Genomic DNA, 17,289 nt, shown 5'->3' with positions numbered 1-17,289 from the left:
TTTCAGGGCCTCGGAACCGCTCGACTCCTCACTTCGCGTCGAGCAGTTCCTTCACCGACAGCAGCACCAGCTCGTTGTCGTCGGCCTTCTTCGGGTCGCGCGAGGAGGAGAACGGCAGGTTGTTGTCGTTGCCGACGACGATGATGCCGTTGGCGCGGTCGACCACGTCGACATTCTCGATGGTGAAGAAGGGGAAGGGCAGCACGCCGTCGATCGCGCCCTGCTTCGCCTTGCCGTCTGGATCGGCGATGGTCATCAGGTCGACATAGCCGATCTTGCGCACAAGCTTGCCGACATTGGCGTCGGTCATCTCGATCTTGACGATGCGCTTGAACTTGGCGAGGTCGTGGAAGCAGTCCGGGCCCTTCTGGCCGGCGGCGCAGGCCTTGTCGGCCGTGCCTTCGCCATTGTCCCGCTCGATGATCAGCGCGGTGGTCGCGTCGATCATGTTGAAATCGCCGATGGCGTTGCCCTTGACCTCGAGCGGGAAGAACCAGGAGCGGCCGGTCCACTTCTCGGCGGCCACGTCGAATTCGAGGATGCGCAGCACTTCCTTGCCGTCGATCTCCTCATTGCCCTTGGTCTCGGCGTTCCAGAGCGGGCCTTCCAGCAGCGGGTAGAGGAAGCGGCCATCCGGCGACTGCGCCATGCCCTCATAGCCCTTCGAGCGACGGACGTTGAACGCGACGGGCAGGTTCGGAGCGCCCGGAGTCGTCACGGCGTAATGGTCCGGCGAGCGGGCGGGCTTGCCATCGACGAGCGTCTCGAACACGGCCTCGACCTTGCCGGTCGCATCGACGCGGATGAGATAGGGCCCGAATTCCTCGCCGATCCAGTATTTGCCGCCGATCGGCTGGATCGATTCCGGATCGAAATCCGAGCCGGTCAGGCAGCGCGTCTCGGTGCCCTCGTTGGCGATGCGGAAGGGAACCTTCTTGTCGGGATCGCGCAGGAAGGTGGTGGCGCTGCGCTCGATCTTGCCCGACGCGAAATCGGCCTTGAGGCGGTGGAAATAGAGCATCGCATCGGGCGAGTTCGCCTTGGCGCCGAAGCCGTTGTCGGTCAGCACCAGGAACTCGCCATTGCCGAGCGAGCGGATGCCGGAGAAGCCCTGCACCGGCTGGCCTTGGAACGGCGTCGAGAGCCCGGTCGGACGACCTCCCGAGAGACCCATGACGCTCCCGACAGCCTCAACGCGCTGGCCGGGCGTGATGAACTTGCCGGAGATCCTGAGGTCGGCAGGCGCGTCGGCCGGAGCCGGCACCATGGTGTTGGCAGGCAGCAGGGCGTGGCCGAGGAGCTTGGCGGGAAACGCCTTCTGCGCCTCCTGCGCGCCGGCGAGGACCGTGGAGGACAGCAGCAGGGCCGCGATCAGGGAGAGGCGCATGGAAGACTCCGGGCTGAAGGGGATCATCACCCCGCTCGATTGGCGGTGCCGGATTTCACAACGAAGACGGGCAGGTAACAGTCGGATGACGATGCGGCGCAGGCCACGGGCCATGGCGGAATCCCGACTGGGCCGGGTGTCGAAAGCGGCCAAGGCCGTCACGATCGTGCCGGCATCGCGTGTCATCAAAGTCGGCATTCCCGAACAGCAACGAGGTCACAACCGATGGCATTCCTTCCTGCGCTGGCTCCCGGACATGTCGCGGTCGTCACCGGCGGCGCCTCCGGCATCGGGCTGGCGGCCGCTCGCGTTTTCGCCGCGCGTGGCATGAGCGTCGTCCTCGTCGATCGCAACGAGGCCGTGCTCGCGGCAGCGGCAGCCGAACTGACAGGGTCCGCCGGCGCGGTGTTGGAGCGGGCGGTCGATGTCGCCGATCGCGCTGCCGTTGAGGCGCTGCGCGACGAGGTGATCGCACGCTTCGGCGCGGTCCATGTCCTGATGAACAATGCCGGCATCCAGCCCGGCGGCACGATCTTCGGACCGCTGGAGGACTGGCAGCGCGTTCTCGCCGTCAATCTCTGGGGCGTGGTCAATGGTTCCCAGGTCTTCGCGCCGGCGATGCTGGAGGGTGGCCAGCCCGGCCTGATCATCAACACCGGCTCGAAGCAGGGCATCACCACCCCGCCCGGAAACCCCGCCTACAACATCTCCAAGGCCGGGGTGAAGGTCTTCACCGAGGCGCTCCAGCACGAATTGCGCGGGCGCGAAGGCCACCAGCTCTCCGCTCATCTGCTGATCCCCGGCTTCGTCTTCACCGGGCTGACGGCGCGGGGCCGTACCGAGAAGCCGGTCGGCGCCTGGACGCCGGAGCAGACCGTCGATTTCATGTTGGAACGCCTCGCCGCCGGCGATTTCTACATCCTCTGCCCGGATGGGGAGACGACCCGCGAACTCGACGAGAAGCGCATGGCCTGGGCGATGGGCGACATCATCGAGAATCGTCCGCCGCTGTCACGCTGGCACTCCGATCACGGCGAGGCCTTCAAGGCCTCGCTGGAGAAATAGAACGTGTTGATTTGTCATGGGAACAGACCGTCATTCCGGACAAGCGGCGAAGCCGCGTCGATCCGGGATCCATCGTAAGGCTCCGAAGCGCTCCGATGAATCCCGGGGCGAGCCCGGGATGACGGCGGTGGTTCCGAGAAACATCACGCTCTGAGGAGCGTTCCGGTCAATAGCCCCGCGCCGGGTCCACGCCATGCTCCAGCGGTTCGCCGGCCTCGAGCCGCCGAATCTGGGCCGCGATCAGCGTCGCGATCGCTTCCGGCTCCGACATCGCCGCGTTGTGCGGTGTCACGGTCACGGCCGGATGGGTCCACAGCCGCGACTCCGCCAGCAGGGGCTCGGTCTCGAACACATCGAGCGTCGCCCCCTTCAACGTGCCGGCGTCGAGCGCGGCCAGGATGTCGGCCTCGATCTGAAGCCCGCCGCGTCCGGCATTGATCAGGAACGGCCCGCCGAGCCGCCCGTTCTGCGTAAGCCCCGCGAGCAGCGTGGCGTTGATCGTGCCCCGCGTCTCCGGCGTCAGCGGCAGCAGGCTGACGAGGATGTCGGTGCGGGCGAGGAAGGCCGCCATGCCGTCGGAGGCGTAAAAGGTTGCCAGACCCTCGATGGTCTTCGGCGAACGACTCCAGCCGGCGACATCGAAGCCCATGACCTTGAGCTTGCGCGCGGCATCCTGGCCGAGTTCGCCGAGTCCCATGATGCCGACACGGACGGATCGTGCCGCGGGCTGGTTGCGGTCGTCGTCCCAGCTCTTTCCGGCCTGCTGGCGATCGTAGCGGCGCTGCTGGCGCAGATAGATCAGGCAGTGCAGCACGATATATTCGCTCATCCGCGTCGTCAGGTCGGGGTCGACCACGCGTGCGATCGGCACGTCAGGCAGGCGGGTATCGGCGAAGAGATGGTCGACGCCGGCGCCGAGCGAGAAGATCGCCGCCAGGTTCGGCAACCCGGCGAGGCTGCCCTCCGGATGCTTCCAGCTCGCGACATAATGCACCGAGCGCCGGTCGAATGGCTCGCCGAGCGTCACGATCGGCATCTCCGGCAGCAGCGCCTTGAAGCGCGCGCGCCAATCCTCGACATGCCAGCCGGTCATCGCCAGAAGCAAACTCATGCGTGCGAACTCTCCGTGATGCGTTCGGCGATCAATAGGCCGCGTTCCGGCGCACCCTCTCCCAGGCGATAGGCATCGCGCAAGCGCCTCTCGGCCATGGCGAAGCCGGCCTCGCCGCGGGCATGGACGATGCCGAGCGGGCGATCGGGTCCGACGGCGTCGCCGACGCCCGCCAGTGCGACGATGCCGACGGCATCGTCGATCGGGTCCTGCGGGCGCGTGCGCCCGCCGCCGAGCGCCACGACCGCAAGGCCGACGCCGCGTGTGTCGATCGCCTGCACGATGCCGGGCGAAGCCGGAAAGACGGGCTTGGCGATCGGAGCGATGGCGAGATGCTTCTCCGGCCGTTCCAGCAGATCGGCGGGGCCGCCCAGCGCCGCGATCATCTTCGCAAAGCGCTCGGCCGCCGCGCCGCTGGCGAAGGCCGCCTCGATCTTCGCCCTGGCCTCATCGATGCCTGTTGCGAGCTTGCCGAGCAGCAGCATTTCCGCGGCGAGCGCGACGGTGACCTCATGAAAGCGCGGCTCGCGCCGCTTGCCGGTGAGGTGGTCGAGTGCATAGGCGACCTCGAGTGCATTGCCGGCGGCGCTGGCCAGGGGTTCGTCCATGTCGGTCATCAACGCCGTCGTCGGCAGGCCGGCACCATTGGCGACGCCGACCAGCGCATCGGCGAGCGCCAGCCCCTTGCGGTACTCCGGCAGGAAGGCGCCCGAACCGTATTTCACGTCCATAACCAGTCCGTGCAGCCCGGCCGCGAGCTTTTTCGACAGGATCGAGGAGGTCAGCAACGGGATCGTCTCGACCGTCGCCGTGACGTCGCGGATGGAATAAAGCCGCTTGTCGGCCGGCGCGAGATTGGCCGTCTGGCCGATGATGGCGCAACCCTCGGCCCTCACCACCTTGCGGAACAGGTCGTTGTCCGGCTGGGTGACATAGCCCGGCACTGCGTCGAGCTTGTCGAGCGTGCCGCCCGTATGGCCAAGGCCGCGCCCCGAGATCATCGGCACATAGCCGCCGCAGGCCGCGACCGCCGCCGCCAGCGGCAGGCTGACCGTGTCTCCGACGCCGCCGGTCGAGTGCTTGTCCAGCGCCGGCCCCGGCAGGTCGTCCCAGTTCAGAACCGTGCCGGAATCGCGCATGGCGAGGGTCAGCGCGACGCGCTCCCTCACGGTCATGTCGCGGAAGAAGATCGCCATGGCGAAGGCTGCGGCCTGCCCCTCGCTGACCGAGCCATCGGCGATGCCGGCGACGATCTGGCGGATCTCCGCATCGGGCAATTCGCCGCCGTCGCGCTTGGCGGCGATGATTTCCTGCGTCAGCTTCATCTCAATAGGGTCCGCTCGCCTGTCCCGCGCTGCCGCCCGCGATGACGTCGACCAGCACCTGATGCAAGCCGCTCGCGCCGAAGCGGAAGCTCTCTGGCCCGGCCCAGCCCGGCCCCATGATCTCGTCGGCGAGCCCGAGATAGCCTGCCGCATCGTCGAGCGTCCGGATGCCGCCCGAGGGTTTCAGCCCGACCTGCCGCCCCACAGCCGCGATCACCTCGAGCATTGTCCGCGCTGCCGGCAAGCTGGCTGAATGCGGGGTCTTGCCGGTCGAGGTCTTGATGAAGTCGGCCCCTGCCGCGATGGCGAGTTTCGATGCGTCCCGGACGTGGTCGAGATCGGGATACTCGCCGGTTTCGAGGATGACCTTGAGCGTTTTCGGCCCGCAGCTCTCCTTGACCCGCGTGACCATCGTGGCTGCGGCTTCGCTCTCGCCGAGCAGGAAAGTGCGCCACGGCAGCACGAGGTCGATTTCGTCGGCACCGGCTGCGAGCGCGGTGCGGGCATCGGCAACGACCGCCGCGACGGACGCCGTTCCTTCCGGGAAATTCACCACAGTCGCGATTTTCACCGGCCCGCTGCCCAGGATCGCCCGCGCCTTGGCGACGGAGCGCGGCCAGATGCAGATCGCCGCCACCGGGCCGGGTGTCGAGACGGCCCTGGCGCAGAGCGCCGCAAGCCCGGCCTCGTCGGCGGTGTCGGAAAGGTCGGTCAGATCGAGCAGCGCGAGTGCGCGGGCCGCCCGTTGGGCGTCGGTGGTCGGCATCACAGCCCCCTCAGGAAGGCGCGCAGCAGCCGCGCCAGGTCGGCGGCGGCGGCGCTCGCGACATCCTTGGTCTCGCCGTGATGCGGCGCCCCGCCATGGAGCCCGGCGCCCATATTGGTGACGACCGAGAGGCCGGCGACGCGGATGCCGTGGCGCCGCGCCAGGATGACCTCGGGCACGGTCGACATGCCGACGAGATCGGCCCCCATCACCTGCGCCATCCGGATTTCAGCCGGCGTCTCGAAGCTCGGCCCTGAAAACCACATATAGACGCCTTCGCCGAGCGACAGTCTTTCCGCTGAGGCAGCCGCCTTCAGCGCGGCGCGCAGCTTTGGGTCATAGGCGCCGACCATCGGAACGAAGCGGCCGTCGCCGCCATCACCGACGAGCGGATTGGGCCCGTTGAAATTGATGTGGTCGGCGATCACGGCCATGCTGCCCGGCGGCATCTCCGGTTTCAGCGAGCCGGCTGCATTGGTCAGGATCAGCGGCGGCGAACCGAGCGCCGACAGCATGCCGAGCGGCACCCGCATCACGGCCGCATCTCCGCCCTCGTAATAATGGGCCCGGCCCTGGAAGATCAGCACCGTCCGGCCTTCCAGCTTGCCGATGCAGACCTGTCGCGCATGGCCCGAGACCGCGCCTGTCGGGAAGCCGGGGATGGCGGCGTAGGGGATGCGGATCGCATCGTCGAGCTGGTCGACGAGACCGCCGAGCCCCGTGCCGAGCACGATGGCGCAATCGATCGGGCTCGTCGCTCCGTGCTGAGCGAGAACTTGCGCGGCGGTGGCAAATGCGGCGTCGGTCATGAGAAACAACAGTCCAGGGCGCGGTTGAATCCAAACGCGCGGTCGTCCCGGGTCCCACTTCGGTCGCCCAGGATGACAGATCTCACTTGGGGAAAGGTACGGCGGCAAATCACCGGCGCAAATTGTCCGGTCCGAAGGAGGCTGGCAACAGCTCCGCCAGCGAAAACATTTGCCGGATGCCGCGGGGCCCGGCGATCGCCACGGGGGTCGCCGGCGGCGCGAATTCGCGGATGCGCTGGCGGCAGGCGCCGCAGGGCGTCACCAGCACGTCGCCGTCGCCGACGACCAGGATCGCGGCGATGCGGGTCGCCCCACCGGCGATCATCGCCGAGATCGCGCTCTGTTCGGCGCAGCTGCCGGACGGGTAGGCGGCGTTCTCGACATTGCAGCCGGGATAGACGATGCCGTCGTCGGCCAGGATCGCGGCGCCGACCCTGAAACGCGAATAGGGTGCATAGGCACGCGGCTGCACCCGCATGGCCGCCGCAAACAGCGCCTCGAAATCGATCGTCGCTGCGCTCGCGGCGGTCTCGCCCGGATTCATGGCGCTCAGCGCTCCTTCACATAAGGCAGGCCCGAGGCCCTGGGCGGCGTCGACTTGCCGATGAAGCCGGCGAGCAGGATCACCGTCATCAGATAGGGCAGGGCCTGGATCGCCTGCACCGGGACCTGTCCGATGCCCGGCAGCGCCACACCCTGCAGCCGTATCGCGACCGCGTCGAGCCCTCCGAAGAGCAGGCAGGCCCAGAGCGCCGGCCAAGGCCGCCAGTTGGCGAAGATCACGGCGGCGAGCGCGATGAAGCCCTTGCCGGCGGTCATGTGCGGCAGGAAACCGGCCGATTGCGAGACAGCGAGATAGGTGCCGCCCAGCCCGCAGAGGACGCCGCAGATGATCACGGCGCTGTAGCGTAGCCCCGCCACCGAGATGCCGGCGGTGTCGACCGCGGCCGGGTTCTCGCCGACCGCACGCAGGCGCAGGCCAAAGCGTGTCCGCTTGAGCACGAGCGCCGTCAGCACGACGGCGAGCAAAGCGAGATAGACCGGCATCGAATGGCCCGAGACGACCTCGTCATAGATCAGGCCGAGCACCGGGACATGTGCCCGTAGCGTGGCGGCGAAGGGCAGCGTGATGTCGCCGAAACGGGCCGCGCCCTCCAGCGTCGGCGTCCGCCCGCCCTGCCCGAACCAGGCATTGCCGAGGATCACGGTCAGTCCGGCCGCCAGCATGTTGACGGCGACGCCGGAGACGATCTGGTTGCCCCGCCAGGTGATCGCCGCGAAGCCGTGAACCAGCGCGAGCGCGACCGACGCGATGATCCCGGCCCCAAGCCCCGCCCAGGCCGAACCGCTCTGCGCAGCGATCACCGCCGAGGCGAAGGCGGCGATCAGCATCTTGCCCTCGAGCCCGATATCGACCACGCCGGCCCGCTCCGACCACAGCCCCGCCATCGCGGCGCAGAGGAGCGGCACCGACAGCCGGATGGCGGAATCCATGATGACGGCGATGGTCTGAACCCACTCCATCGTCAGCCTGCCCGCCTGAGCCGCAGGCCGCTCGCCACCGCCCGCCGGAACATCCCGTCGAGGGCCCCGGCAAACAGGATGATGACGCCGCCGATGACCACGACCATGTCGCGGGTGATGCTCGGCTTGTCGAAGGAGAGCTCCGCCCCGCCCTGATAGAGCACGCCGAAGAGCAGCGCGGCGAGCCCCACGCCGACCGGGTGGCCACGCCCCATCAGCGCCACCGCGATGCCGACAAAGCCGTAGCCGGCGGTGAAATCGAGCAGCAGCCGGTGCTGAACGCCCATCACCTCGTTGACCGCGAGCCCGCCCGCAAGCGCGCCCGAGATCGCCATCGCCACCATGGTGATGCGCGAAGGCGAGATTCCGGCATAGGCGGCCGCCCGCGGATTGGCGCCGACCGTGCGGATCGCGTAGCCCAGCCGCGAGCGGAAGATCAGCGCCCAGACCGCGATGAGCGCGGCGAGCGCCAGCAGGAAGGCGCTGTTGAGCGGCGTTGCCGGCAGGTTCACGCCCAGTGGCGCGAGCAGCTTGTGCATCGGTGTGAGGATCGCATGGGAGGCGAATTCCGGCGTCTCCGGCGCCATCGAGCCCGGCTTGCCGATGATTTCGACCAGCAGATAGACGCTCAGCGTCGCCGCCAGGAAGTTGAACATGATCGTGGTGATGACGACATGGCTGCCGCGCGTCGCCTGCAGCCAGCCCGGAACGAACCCGTAGAGCGCGCCGCCTGCTGCCGCGGCCAGCACCGCCAGCGGCACGAGCAGGATGCCCGGCAGCGGCGCCAGCCAGAGGCAGGCGAGCGCGGCAAAGATGCCGGCGATCGTCGCCTGCCCCTCGCCGCCGATGTTGAACAGCCCGGCATGGAAGGCGACCGCGACGGCGAGCCCGGTGAAAATGAAATTCGTCGTGTAATAAAGCGTGAAGCTTAGCCCCTCGGCCGAGCCCAAGGCGCCCCGCAGCAGCAGCGCGGTCGCCTCCAGCGGGCTCTCGCCGATGCCGAGCACGACGAGTCCGGCGACGGCGAGCGCCGCCGAAACCGAGACCAGCGGCACGAGCGCGGTATCGGCCCAGCGCGGGAGTTCGATCGGGGCGGCGCTCACGCTGCCTCTCCCGTTACGCCGGCCATCAGCAGCCCGAGATCGCGTTCGTCGGCGGTCTCCGCCATGCGCTCGCCGGTGATCCGCCCGCCGCACATGGCGAGGATGCGGTCGGACAGCGCCATCACCTCCTCCAGCTCGACCGAGACGAGCAGGATCGCGACGCCGGCATCCCGCAGCGCGATCAGCCGGCGGTGGATGAACTCGATCGCGCCGATATCGACGCCGCGCGTCGGCTGGCCGACGAGCAACACCCGCGGCGCTCGTTCGATCTCGCGGGCGAGGACGATCTTCTGTTGGTTGCCGCCGGAGAATTTCGCGGTCTTGAGAGTGGGGTCCGGCGGGCGCACATCGTAAGCCGCGAAGCTCTCGCGGGCACGGGCGGCGATCGTGCGGGGGGAAAGGAAGGGGCCGGGTCCGAGAGCGGGATCGTCCTGATAGCCGAGAATGGAGTTCTCGGCCGCAGGGAAGGCGGTGACGAGCCCGGTCCGCTGGCGATCCTCGGGGATATGCATCACGCCGCGCTTGCGCAGGCCGGCAGGATTGCGATCGGCACCGGCAAGAGGCTGTCCGTCCAGCCTGATGGCGCCGCGCGAGGGCGTGACCAAGCCGGCCAGGACCTCCAGCAGCTCGCTCTGGCCGTTGCCGGCAACACCCGCGATCCCGACGATCTCACCGGCATGAAGTGTCAGGTCGATCTTGCTCAGAAGCGCGACCCCACGTGCATCGACGAGATCCAGCCCGATCGCTTCCAGAACCTTGGCTCCGCGCGGCCGTGGCTCCTTCTCGACACGCAGCAGTACGCGCCGGCCGACCATCGCCTCGGCAAGTTCCGGCGGCGAGGTCTCGGCGGTTGTCAGATGCGCCACCATCTCGCCGCGCCGCATCACCGAGACCCGGTCGGTGACCTCCATGATCTCGCGCAGCTTGTGCGTGATCAGGATGACGGTCTTGCCCTGCGCCCTGAGGGCTCGGAGCAAGGAAAAGAGCTGGTCGGCCTCGGGTGGAGTCAGCACGGCTGTCGGCTCGTCGAGGATCAGGATCTGCGCCCCGCGATAGAGCGCCTTCAGGATCTCGACGCGCTGCTGCAGGCCGACCGAAAGCTCCCCGACGATGGCATCCGGATCGATGACGAGGCCGTACTCGCCGGCCAGCCGCGCCAGCTCGGCGCGGGCCCGGTCCAGCCCGTTCCTGAGCAGGGCGCCGCCCTCGGCACCGAGCAGGACGTTCTCGACGACGCTCAGCGTCTCGACCAGCATGAAATGCTGGTGGACCATACCGATCCCGAAGCCGATCGCATCGGCCGGGGTGCGGATGCGTCGCTCCGCACCGCCGATCCGGATCGCTCCGGCATCGGCTTCATAGAAGCCGTAGAGGATCGACATCAGCGTCGATTTGCCGGCTCCGTTCTCGCCGACGATGCCATGGATCGACCCGGCCGCGACCGACAGGGAGACATCGCGGTTGGCCTGGACCGGGCCGAAGCGCTTCGAGACGCCCGATAGTTCAATCGCGGGGGCAGGGGGCGCCGTCATAGCTCGATCGTCATGCCGTCATGGGCCCGTTCCTCGGGCAGGGGATCGCGATGGGCCAGCATGTTCATGCCCATATGGGTCAGCACGATCCGTGCCGCGCCGAGTTCGGCCCGGTGTGCCGCCAGCGTCCCGTAGTCGAGATGGTTGGCGAGCGCGATGTCGTAGGCGTAGCACTCGACCAGCAGGACATCGGCCCCCGCTGTGAGCGGGATCAGCGCCTCGGTCCAGGCCGTGTCGCCGGAGAAGGCGAAGACCTTGCCGTCGAAGCCGAGCCGGTAGCCCTGGCAAGGGCCGGCGCGCTCGTCATGCACCATCGGGAAGGCGCTGACGTCGATCCCGCCGAGCCTCACGGGCTGCTCCGGCGTGACCTCGACGTAAGTGACCGGGAAGCGCCACGGATTGCTCGACGAGCCGGGAAACTCCGCCTCGAGCGCGTGCAGCGTCCGGTGTTCGATGCCGGCAGGCCCCGCGATGGTCAGCGGCTCCTTCCGTCGCGAGACGAACTGGGCATCGAGCAGGAAGGCCGGCAGCCCGCCGAAATGGTCGCCATGGAAATGCGTGAAGAGCAGCGTGGACAGCCCGTTGCGCTCGACCTCGGCCCGGTTCAGCGCCACCATGCTCGAACCGCCGCAATCCAGCAGCATGCGCTCAGGCCCGGCCTCGACATGCAGGCAGGTGTTGAAACGCCCCCCCGTCCCGAAAGCGTCGCCAGAGCCGAGAATGGTGACCTTCATCGGGAGGGGGCCACGAGGGCCGTCATGCCCGGGCTCGACCCGGGCATCTCCTGCAGGGGATTCTCTGGCTCGCGCCGCGCGTCGCCCGGGAATGACGGCGTTCTACCGCATCTCAGATCGTGCACTTCGAATCCGACATGTAGTCGTGGACCTTGACCGCGCCGCTGATGATGTCGGCGCGGGCCTTGTCGGCGGCGGCCTTCATCTCGGGCGTGACCAGCGTCTTGTTGGCGTCGTCGAGCGCCCAGCCGACGCCGTCCTCCTTCAGGCCGAGCACCGAGATGCCGGGCTTCCAGGCACCGTCGCGCGCCGCCTTGAACGAGGCATAGGCGGCGACGTCGACGCGCTTCAGCATCGAGGTCAGCACCTTGCCGGGCTGCAGGCCGTTCTGGTTGGAATCGACGCCGATGCCAAGCTTGCCGGCATCCGCCGCTGCGCGCAGCACGCCGATGCCGGTGCCGCCGGCGGCGTGGTAGATCACGTCGGCGCCGCGATCGATCTGCGACTTGGCGAGTTCGCCGCCCTTGACCGGATCGTTCCAGGCGGCCGGCGTCGAGCCGGTCATGTTCTGGAAGATCTCGGCGTCCTTCTTCGCCGCCTTCACGCCCTGGACGTAGCCGCAGGCGAATTTGCGGATGAGCGGGATGTCCATGCCACCGACGAAGCCGACCTTGTTGGTCTTCGAGGCCATGCCGGCCAGCAGTCCGACCAGATAGGAGCCCTCATGCTCCTTGAACACGACCGACTGCACGTTCGGCAGGTCGACCACCATGTCGATGATGGTGAACTGCAGGGCCGGGAACTCGGCCGCCACCTTCTGCAGCGGTGTCGCCTGCGAGAAGCCGACGGCGATGATCGGCGAATGCCCGTCGCGCGCGAAGCGGCGCAGGGCCTGTTCGATCTGCGCCTCGTTGGTCGGCTCGAAATCGCGGAACTCGACGCCGGTCTCGGCCTTGAACCGCTCGGCCCCGGCGAAGACGCCCTCGTTGAAGGATTTGTCGAACTTGCCGCCCTTGTCATAGACGATCGCCGGCTTGATCGCCGTCTGAGCCATCGCCGCGACGGTCGAGAGGGCGACACCGGCCAGCGCCAGCGCGAGCGATTTCAAACGCATGGAACAATCCCCTGTTCGACGACAGGCTGTTGACCAGCCCTGCTCGACGGACACGATGGCATGGCTTTGCGGCGCGGCCAAGCCGGTGCCAGGAGCCGGCGCCCGGAGCTGGCGGCGAACGATTCCCTGCGACGCGCTCGCCATGATTGCTCCCGGCGCCGGATCGGCTTAACCCTTCGCCGATGAGCCTGAACGACGACGAGATCGAACGTTATGCGCGCCATCTGGTGCTGCCGGAGATCGGCGGTCCCGGCCAGCAGAAGCTCAAGCGAGCGCGGGTGCTCGTGGTCGGTGCCGGCGGACTCGGCGCGCCGCTGATCCAGTATCTCGCCGCTGCTGGCGTCGGCCATATCGGCATCGTCGACGACGACGTCGTCTCGCTCTCGAACCTGCAGCGCCAGACGATTTACGGCACGGACGATATCGGCGCGCACAAGGCCGTGGCGGCCGCCGCCTTCGTCAAGCGCCTCAACCCGCATGTCGTGGTCGAGGAGCACGTCACCCGGATCGACCCCCACAACGCCCGCGCGCTGATCGCCTTCTACGATGTCGTGGCCGAGGGCTCGGACAGTTTCGCCACGCGCTATGCCGTCTCAGATGCCTGCTTCCACGAGCGCAAGCCTGTGGTCATGGCCGCGCTCGGGCGTTTCGACGGCTCGCTGACGACGATCCGTGCCCATGAGACCGCCCCCGACGGCCGCCCGAACCCGACTTGGCGCTGCCTGTTTCCCGATGTGCCCCCGGCTGGCACGGTCCCGACCTGCGCCGAAGCCGGGATTCTCGGCGCCCTGCCCGGGGTCATGGGCTCGCTGATGGCGCTGGAGGTGATCCGCGCGGTGACCGGCTTCGGCGAACCGCTGGTCGGCAGGCTGCTGCTGGTCGATGCGCTGACGATGCGCTTCGAGACGCTCCGCTACGGCTGGGACGAGGAGAATGCGTTGAATGGCAAGGCAATAGCCAGTCGGCAATAGGCTGTCGCCAACGCGACAGCGATACGGCCTGCTGCCTATTTCCCTTTGCCGACCTTACCCTCGATGACGTCCCAGAGCTGGGCCGCCAGATCCGGGCCGCCGAGCTTCTTGATCGCGCGCACGCCGGTCGGCGCCGTCACGTTGATCTCGGTCAGCTTGCCATGGATCACGTCGATGCCGACGAGCAGCAGCCCGCGCTCGCGCAGCGCAGGCCCGATCGCCTCGCAGATCGCGAGTTCCTGCTTCGACAGGTCGGTCGGCCTTGCCGCGCCGCCGCGCACCATGTTGGCGCGCAGATCGCCGACCGCCGGCACACGGTTGACCGCGCCCGCCGCCTTGCCGTCGATCAGGATGATGCGCTTGTCGCCCTCGGAGATCTCCTTGATATAGGCCTGCACCACCCAGGGCTCGCGAAAGAGATTGGCGAAGAGGTCGTAGAGCGATCCGAAATTCGGATCGGTCTTGCTCGTCTTGAACACTGTCGCACCGCCATGGCCGTAGAGCGGCTTCATCACGATCTCGCCGAATTCGTCGCGGAAGGCCTCGATCTCTGCCTTGTCGCGCGTGATCAGCGTCGGCGGCATCAGCTCGGGAAAATGCGTGACGAAGATCTTCTCGGGCGCGTTGCGGACATGGAACGGGTCGTTGACCACCAGCGTCTTGGGGTGGATGCGCTCGAGCATATGCGTGGTCGAGACATAGGCCATGTCGAAGGGCGGGTCCTGCCGCAGCAGCACGACGTCGAGCGTCGAGAGATCGGTCCGCTCCTCGGCGCCGGCGCTGAAGTGATCGCCCTCGACGTCACGCACGGTGACCGGGCGGATCGGCGCCGTGACCTTGCCCTCGCGCATCGAGAGCTTGTCGGGCGTGTAGGTGAACAGCGTGTGCCCGCGCGCCTGCGCCTCCAGCATCAGCGCGAAGCCGGTATCACCCGCAACCCGGAGGCGCTCGATCGGGTCCATCTGGATGGCGACGGTGAGAGTCATGGCTTCCGCTCCGAGGGGACGAACGACGTCGATGGCGCGTCCTTATCGGATGCTGCGCCGGTGATCGGCAAGTGGCGTGCCGTGCGTCACAAGACAAGCGGGAACACGGCCGGCACATGGCGCGGCCAGCGCCGGGGCGCGAGGAAGACGGCGTCCGCCCGCAGATGATGGTCCATCGCCCACGGATTCTGCCCCAGCCATTGCCGGATGCGGGCTTCGATCAGCCGGCGCTTCTCCGCCGTGATCGCGATCAGGGCGTCGTCGAGCGTACCGCGCTGCTTCACCTCGACGAAGGCGACCGTCCGCCCCCGCTTCACGATCAGGTCGATCTCGCCGCCCTTGCCGCCGAAGCGCCGGGCGAGCAGGCGGTAGCCCTTGGCCGCCAGCCAGAGGATCGCGAACCATTCCGAGCGCCGGCCCGTGATGCCGGAGCGTCTGGCGCGCCGGCTGCGGACCCCTCCGCTCCGACGCTCCATGGTCAGGGCGTCTCGCGCGTCAGTTCGAGCGCGCGCGCATAGACCTTGCGGCGCGGTTGGCCGGTTTCGGCCGCGACCTGCGCGACCGCCTCCTTCAGCGAGACCTGAGCCAGCGCAGCGCGCAGGCGTTCCTCGATGACGTCGCCGGCCGGTGTCAGTTCCTCGGCGCCGGGCGGGCCGATGATGACGACGATCTCGCCGCGTGCCTCTTCCTCGCCCTCGTAATGCGCGGCGAGCGCCGAGAGCGGGCCGCGCTGCACGTTCTCGTAGAATTTGGTCAGCTCACGCGCGACGGCGCCGGGGCGCTCGCCCAGCACGGCAGCCGCGTCCGACAGCATCTCGGCCAGGCGGCGCGGCGATTCGAAGAACACGAGCGTGCCCGGGATGGCGGCGAGTTCGGTCAGCCGCCCGCGCCGCGCCGCGGCTTTCGGCGGCAGGAAGCCCTCGAAAAAGAAGCGGTCGGTCGGCAGCCCCGCCAGCACAAGGGCTGCCAGAACGGCGGAGGGGCCGGGAATGCCCGTGACCGGCAGTCCCTCGGCGACGAGTTCGGCAACGAGCTTGTAGCCGGGGTCGGAGACCAGCGGCGTGCCGGCATCCGAGATCAGCGCGAGCTTGCCGCCCTCGCGCAGCTTGCCGAGAATCTTCGGTCGCATCTGCTCGGCATTGTGCTCGTGATAGGGGTAGAGCGGCGTCGAGATGCCGTAATGCGCCAACAGCGTCTTCGAGGTGCGGGTGTCCTCGGCGAGCACGGCATCGGCCGCCGCCAGCGTCGCCAGCGCCCGAAACGAGATGTCGCGGAGGTTGCCGATCGGAGTCGCGACGATGTGGAGGCCGGGCGATAGCGGCTCGGCCTCGGCCTTGATCCCGAAGGCGGTGTAGCTCGGTGCGCGCGGCGCAGGCGTGGAGGCTGTCGACATCGGCGCGAACCTGCCACAAGCGCTCCGCCCGCGCCATCGGCCTGTCGGCTGTTCTGGCGAGCGCAACACAGAGTTAACAACTTGAAAATACCCTGCCGCACTGGCAGGAGAGTCCCACGGTCGGGGAACTGCACCGCCGGATGGGCGGCTCGCCTTTCCGGCACAAGATCTGGAGATCGCCCGTGTTGCGTCATCGGCTCCTGGAACCGGTTCTTCGGCGAAGCGCACCTTCGCTGGTTGCGCTCGCTTGCCTGGCGCTCGCGGCCTGCAGCGGCGGTCCCGGTGGCTTGCCGGGTTTCGACAGCGCCTCGACTCAAGCGCAGCCGGGCCAGAGCACCGGGCAGACCATCGGCACCGGAAAGGTCAAGGTCGGGCTGATCCTGCCGCTGACCGCCGAAGGCCAGGGCGCCGTCGTCGGCAATTCGCTCCGCAACGCCGCCGAGATGGCCTTGGCGGAATTCCCCAATGCCGACCTGACTCTGCTGGTCAAGGATGATCGCGGCACGCCCGAGGGCGCGCAGGCGGCAGCGCAGGAAGCCCTGCGCGAGGGCGCCGAACTGATCATCGGCCCGCTCTTCGCGCCCTCCGTCCAGGCAGCAGGGCAGGTGGCGCGCGGCGCGAACCGCCCGGTCATCGCCTTCTCCAGCGACACAAATGTCGCCGGGCGCGGTGTCTATCTTTTGTCCTTCCCGCCGGAGAACGACGTCAACCGCGTCATCGCCTATGCCTCGCAGCAGGGCCGCAAATCCTTCGCCGCGATGGTCCCGGACACCGCTTATGGCAAGGTCGTCGAGGCCGCCTTCCAGCAGGCGGTGGCCGCGCGCGGTGGCCGCGTCGTCGTAATCGAGCGCTTCTCCCCGGACCAGAATTCGATGCGCGCCGCCGCGACGCGGCTGACGCCGGCCCTCCAGCAGGCCGACGCGCTCTTCGTGCCCGCTGCCGCCGATGCGATGCCGGCGCTTGGCGCCGCGCTGCAGCAGGCGGGTTATGATCCGACCAAGGTCAAGCCGCTCGGCACCGGCGTCTGGAACGACGCCAATGTCGCGCGTGTGCCGGCGATCCAGGGCGGCTGGTTTGCCTCGCCCGACACCGCCGGCTTCAACGCCTTCGCCGGTCGCTATCAGGCGCGCTTCAACAGCGCGCCGACGCGCACGGCGACACTCGCCTACGACGCCGTCTCGCTGTCGGCGGCGCTGGCCCGCACGCAAGGCTCGCAGCGCTTCTCGGAGCAGGTCCTGACCAATGCGTCGGGCTTCGCCGGCGCCGACGGCGTCTTCCGCTTCCGTCCCGATGGCCAGATCGACCGCGGCCTCGCCGTGCTCGAACTGCGCAACGGCCAGATCGTCACGGTCAATGCCGCGCCGCGGGATTTGGGCCCGCGCACGCAGTGACCGCAGCCGTCATTCTCGGGCGGAGCGGAGCGCAGACCCGAGAATCTCGCGCTGAATAAGGCACTCTCACGAGATGCT

At 68.3% G+C, this 17,289-nt stretch carries 17 protein-coding genes; 3 read left to right on the top strand and 14 right to left on the bottom strand.

Annotated features, from left to right (window positions below; all coding sequences use genetic code 11):
- Positions 1-28: 28 nt before the first annotated feature.
- Entirely contained in the window at positions 29-1,387 is a 1,359-nt protein-coding gene (locus tag C8D03_RS07995; RefSeq protein WP_108045792.1) for an esterase-like activity of phytase family protein, read from the bottom strand.
- 225 nt (positions 1,388-1,612) lie between these two features.
- On the opposite strand from C8D03_RS07995, the gene C8D03_RS07990 reads away from it, so the two are divergent.
- Entirely contained in the window at positions 1,613-2,452 is an 840-nt protein-coding gene (locus C8D03_RS07990; protein WP_108045791.1) for an SDR family NAD(P)-dependent oxidoreductase, read from the top strand.
- A 166-nt stretch (positions 2,453-2,618) separates the two neighbouring features.
- On the opposite strand, the gene C8D03_RS07985 is transcribed toward C8D03_RS07990, so the two are convergent.
- The 10 genes from C8D03_RS07985 to C8D03_RS07940 form a co-directional block, all read right to left on the bottom strand.
- Entirely contained in the window at positions 2,619-3,563 is a 945-nt protein-coding gene (locus tag C8D03_RS07985) for a 2-hydroxyacid dehydrogenase (RefSeq protein WP_108045790.1), read from the bottom strand.
- Positions 3,560-4,888 (bottom strand): thymidine phosphorylase, encoded by a 1,329-nt coding sequence (gene deoA, locus C8D03_RS07980; protein ID WP_108045789.1) that lies wholly within the window; start codon positions 4,886-4,888, stop codon positions 3,560-3,562. Before deoA ends, C8D03_RS07985 begins: the two co-directional genes overlap by 4 nt.
- Before the next feature lies 1 nt (position 4,889).
- Positions 4,890-5,654: a deoxyribose-phosphate aldolase gene (deoC, locus tag C8D03_RS07975; protein WP_108045788.1), complete on the bottom strand. Its 765-nt coding sequence runs from the start codon at positions 5,652-5,654 to the stop codon at positions 4,890-4,892.
- Positions 5,654-6,463 (bottom strand): purine-nucleoside phosphorylase, encoded by an 810-nt coding sequence (locus C8D03_RS07970; protein ID WP_108045787.1) that lies wholly within the window; start codon positions 6,461-6,463, stop codon positions 5,654-5,656. Before C8D03_RS07970 ends, deoC begins: the two co-directional genes overlap by 1 nt.
- Before the next feature lie 109 nt (positions 6,464-6,572).
- A complete protein-coding gene (locus C8D03_RS07965; protein ID WP_108045786.1) occupies positions 6,573-7,007 on the bottom strand; it encodes a cytidine deaminase in 435 nt (144 codons plus the stop codon).
- A gap of 5 nt (positions 7,008-7,012) precedes the next feature.
- On the bottom strand, positions 7,013-7,987 hold the full coding sequence (locus C8D03_RS07960) for an ABC transporter permease (RefSeq protein ID WP_108045785.1): 975 nt from the start codon (positions 7,985-7,987) through the stop codon (positions 7,013-7,015).
- A 2-nt stretch (positions 7,988-7,989) separates the two neighbouring features.
- Positions 7,990-9,090, bottom strand: a complete 1,101-nt coding sequence (locus tag C8D03_RS07955; RefSeq protein ID WP_108045784.1) for an ABC transporter permease — start codon at positions 9,088-9,090, stop codon at positions 7,990-7,992.
- Positions 9,087-10,622 (bottom strand): ABC transporter ATP-binding protein, encoded by a 1,536-nt coding sequence (locus C8D03_RS07950; protein ID WP_108045783.1) that lies wholly within the window; start codon positions 10,620-10,622, stop codon positions 9,087-9,089. The genes C8D03_RS07955 and C8D03_RS07950 overlap by 4 nt, the downstream gene beginning before the upstream one ends.
- Complete coding sequence (locus C8D03_RS07945) at positions 10,619-11,356, bottom strand: MBL fold metallo-hydrolase (RefSeq protein WP_108045782.1); 738 nt, start codon at positions 11,354-11,356, stop codon at positions 10,619-10,621. Before C8D03_RS07945 ends, C8D03_RS07950 begins: the two co-directional genes overlap by 4 nt.
- A gap of 112 nt (positions 11,357-11,468) precedes the next feature.
- Positions 11,469-12,464, bottom strand: coding sequence for a BMP family lipoprotein (locus C8D03_RS07940; RefSeq protein ID WP_465246466.1), 996 nt, complete (start codon positions 12,462-12,464; stop codon positions 11,469-11,471).
- Between the two features lie 188 nt (positions 12,465-12,652).
- On the opposite strand from C8D03_RS07940, the gene C8D03_RS07935 reads away from it, so the two are divergent.
- On the top strand, positions 12,653-13,441 hold the full coding sequence (locus C8D03_RS07935) for a HesA/MoeB/ThiF family protein (RefSeq protein WP_108045780.1): 789 nt from the start codon (positions 12,653-12,655) through the stop codon (positions 13,439-13,441).
- Between the two features lie 35 nt (positions 13,442-13,476).
- Here C8D03_RS07935 and gshB read toward each other — a convergent pair whose 3' ends face one another.
- The 3 genes from gshB to rsmI all read right to left on the bottom strand — a co-directional run bounded on the left by gshB (position 13,477) and on the right by rsmI (position 15,820).
- Positions 13,477-14,427 carry a glutathione synthase gene (gshB, locus tag C8D03_RS07930; RefSeq protein ID WP_108045779.1) on the bottom strand — a complete coding sequence of 317 codons (951 nt, stop codon included), beginning with the start codon at positions 14,425-14,427 and terminating at the stop codon, positions 13,477-13,479.
- Between the two features lie 86 nt (positions 14,428-14,513).
- Positions 14,514-14,903 (bottom strand): YraN family protein, encoded by a 390-nt coding sequence (locus tag C8D03_RS07925; RefSeq protein ID WP_108045778.1) that lies wholly within the window; start codon positions 14,901-14,903, stop codon positions 14,514-14,516.
- A 2-nt stretch (positions 14,904-14,905) separates the two neighbouring features.
- Complete coding sequence (gene rsmI, locus C8D03_RS07920) at positions 14,906-15,820, bottom strand: 16S rRNA (cytidine(1402)-2'-O)-methyltransferase (RefSeq protein WP_108045777.1); 915 nt, start codon at positions 15,818-15,820, stop codon at positions 14,906-14,908.
- 287 nt (positions 15,821-16,107) lie between these two features.
- Between rsmI and C8D03_RS07915 the strand changes: the two genes are divergently transcribed.
- Positions 16,108-17,211: a penicillin-binding protein activator gene (locus C8D03_RS07915; protein ID WP_248308396.1), complete on the top strand. Its 1,104-nt coding sequence runs from the start codon at positions 16,108-16,110 to the stop codon at positions 17,209-17,211.
- The last annotated feature ends 78 nt before the right edge of the window (positions 17,212-17,289 follow it).

Origin of the sequence: Bosea sp. 124 (assembly GCF_003046175.1) — a bacterium.
Lineage (GTDB): Bacteria > Pseudomonadota > Alphaproteobacteria > Rhizobiales > Beijerinckiaceae > Allobosea.
The sequence above is the reverse complement of the archived record's forward strand: the minus strand, read 5'-3'. Positions and strand labels throughout refer to the sequence as shown.

What these genes read in the sequence shown, in the direction of transcription:
- C8D03_RS07990 (WP_108045791.1), top strand. Translation starts at nt 1,613, where the DNA reads ATGGCATTCCTTCCTGCGCTGGCTCCCGGACATGTCGCGGTCGTCACC.
- C8D03_RS07960 (WP_108045785.1), bottom strand. Translation starts at nt 7,987, where the DNA reads ATGGAGTGGGTTCAGACCATCGCCGTCATCATGGATTCCGCCATCCGG.
- C8D03_RS07985 (WP_108045790.1), bottom strand. Translation starts at nt 3,563, where the DNA reads ATGAGTTTGCTTCTGGCGATGACCGGCTGGCATGTCGAGGATTGGCGC.
- deoA (WP_108045789.1), bottom strand. Translation starts at nt 4,888, where the DNA reads ATGAAGCTGACGCAGGAAATCATCGCCGCCAAGCGCGACGGCGGCGAA.
- rsmI (WP_108045777.1), bottom strand. Translation starts at nt 15,820, where the DNA reads ATGTCGACAGCCTCCACGCCTGCGCCGCGCGCACCGAGCTACACCGCC.
- C8D03_RS07925 (WP_108045778.1), bottom strand. Translation starts at nt 14,903, where the DNA reads ATGGAGCGTCGGAGCGGAGGGGTCCGCAGCCGGCGCGCCAGACGCTCC.
- C8D03_RS07945 (WP_108045782.1), bottom strand. Translation starts at nt 11,356, where the DNA reads ATGAAGGTCACCATTCTCGGCTCTGGCGACGCTTTCGGGACGGGGGGG.
- C8D03_RS07970 (WP_108045787.1), bottom strand. Translation starts at nt 6,463, where the DNA reads ATGACCGACGCCGCATTTGCCACCGCCGCGCAAGTTCTCGCTCAGCAC.
- deoC (WP_108045788.1), bottom strand. Translation starts at nt 5,654, where the DNA reads ATGCCGACCACCGACGCCCAACGGGCGGCCCGCGCACTCGCGCTGCTC.
- gshB (WP_108045779.1), bottom strand. Translation starts at nt 14,427, where the DNA reads ATGACTCTCACCGTCGCCATCCAGATGGACCCGATCGAGCGCCTCCGG.
- C8D03_RS07935 (WP_108045780.1), top strand. Translation starts at nt 12,653, where the DNA reads ATGAGCCTGAACGACGACGAGATCGAACGTTATGCGCGCCATCTGGTG.
- C8D03_RS07965 (WP_108045786.1), bottom strand. Translation starts at nt 7,007, where the DNA reads ATGAATCCGGGCGAGACCGCCGCGAGCGCAGCGACGATCGATTTCGAG.
- C8D03_RS07995 (WP_108045792.1), bottom strand. Translation starts at nt 1,387, where the DNA reads ATGCGCCTCTCCCTGATCGCGGCCCTGCTGCTGTCCTCCACGGTCCTC.
- C8D03_RS07950 (WP_108045783.1), bottom strand. Translation starts at nt 10,622, where the DNA reads ATGACGGCGCCCCCTGCCCCCGCGATTGAACTATCGGGCGTCTCGAAG.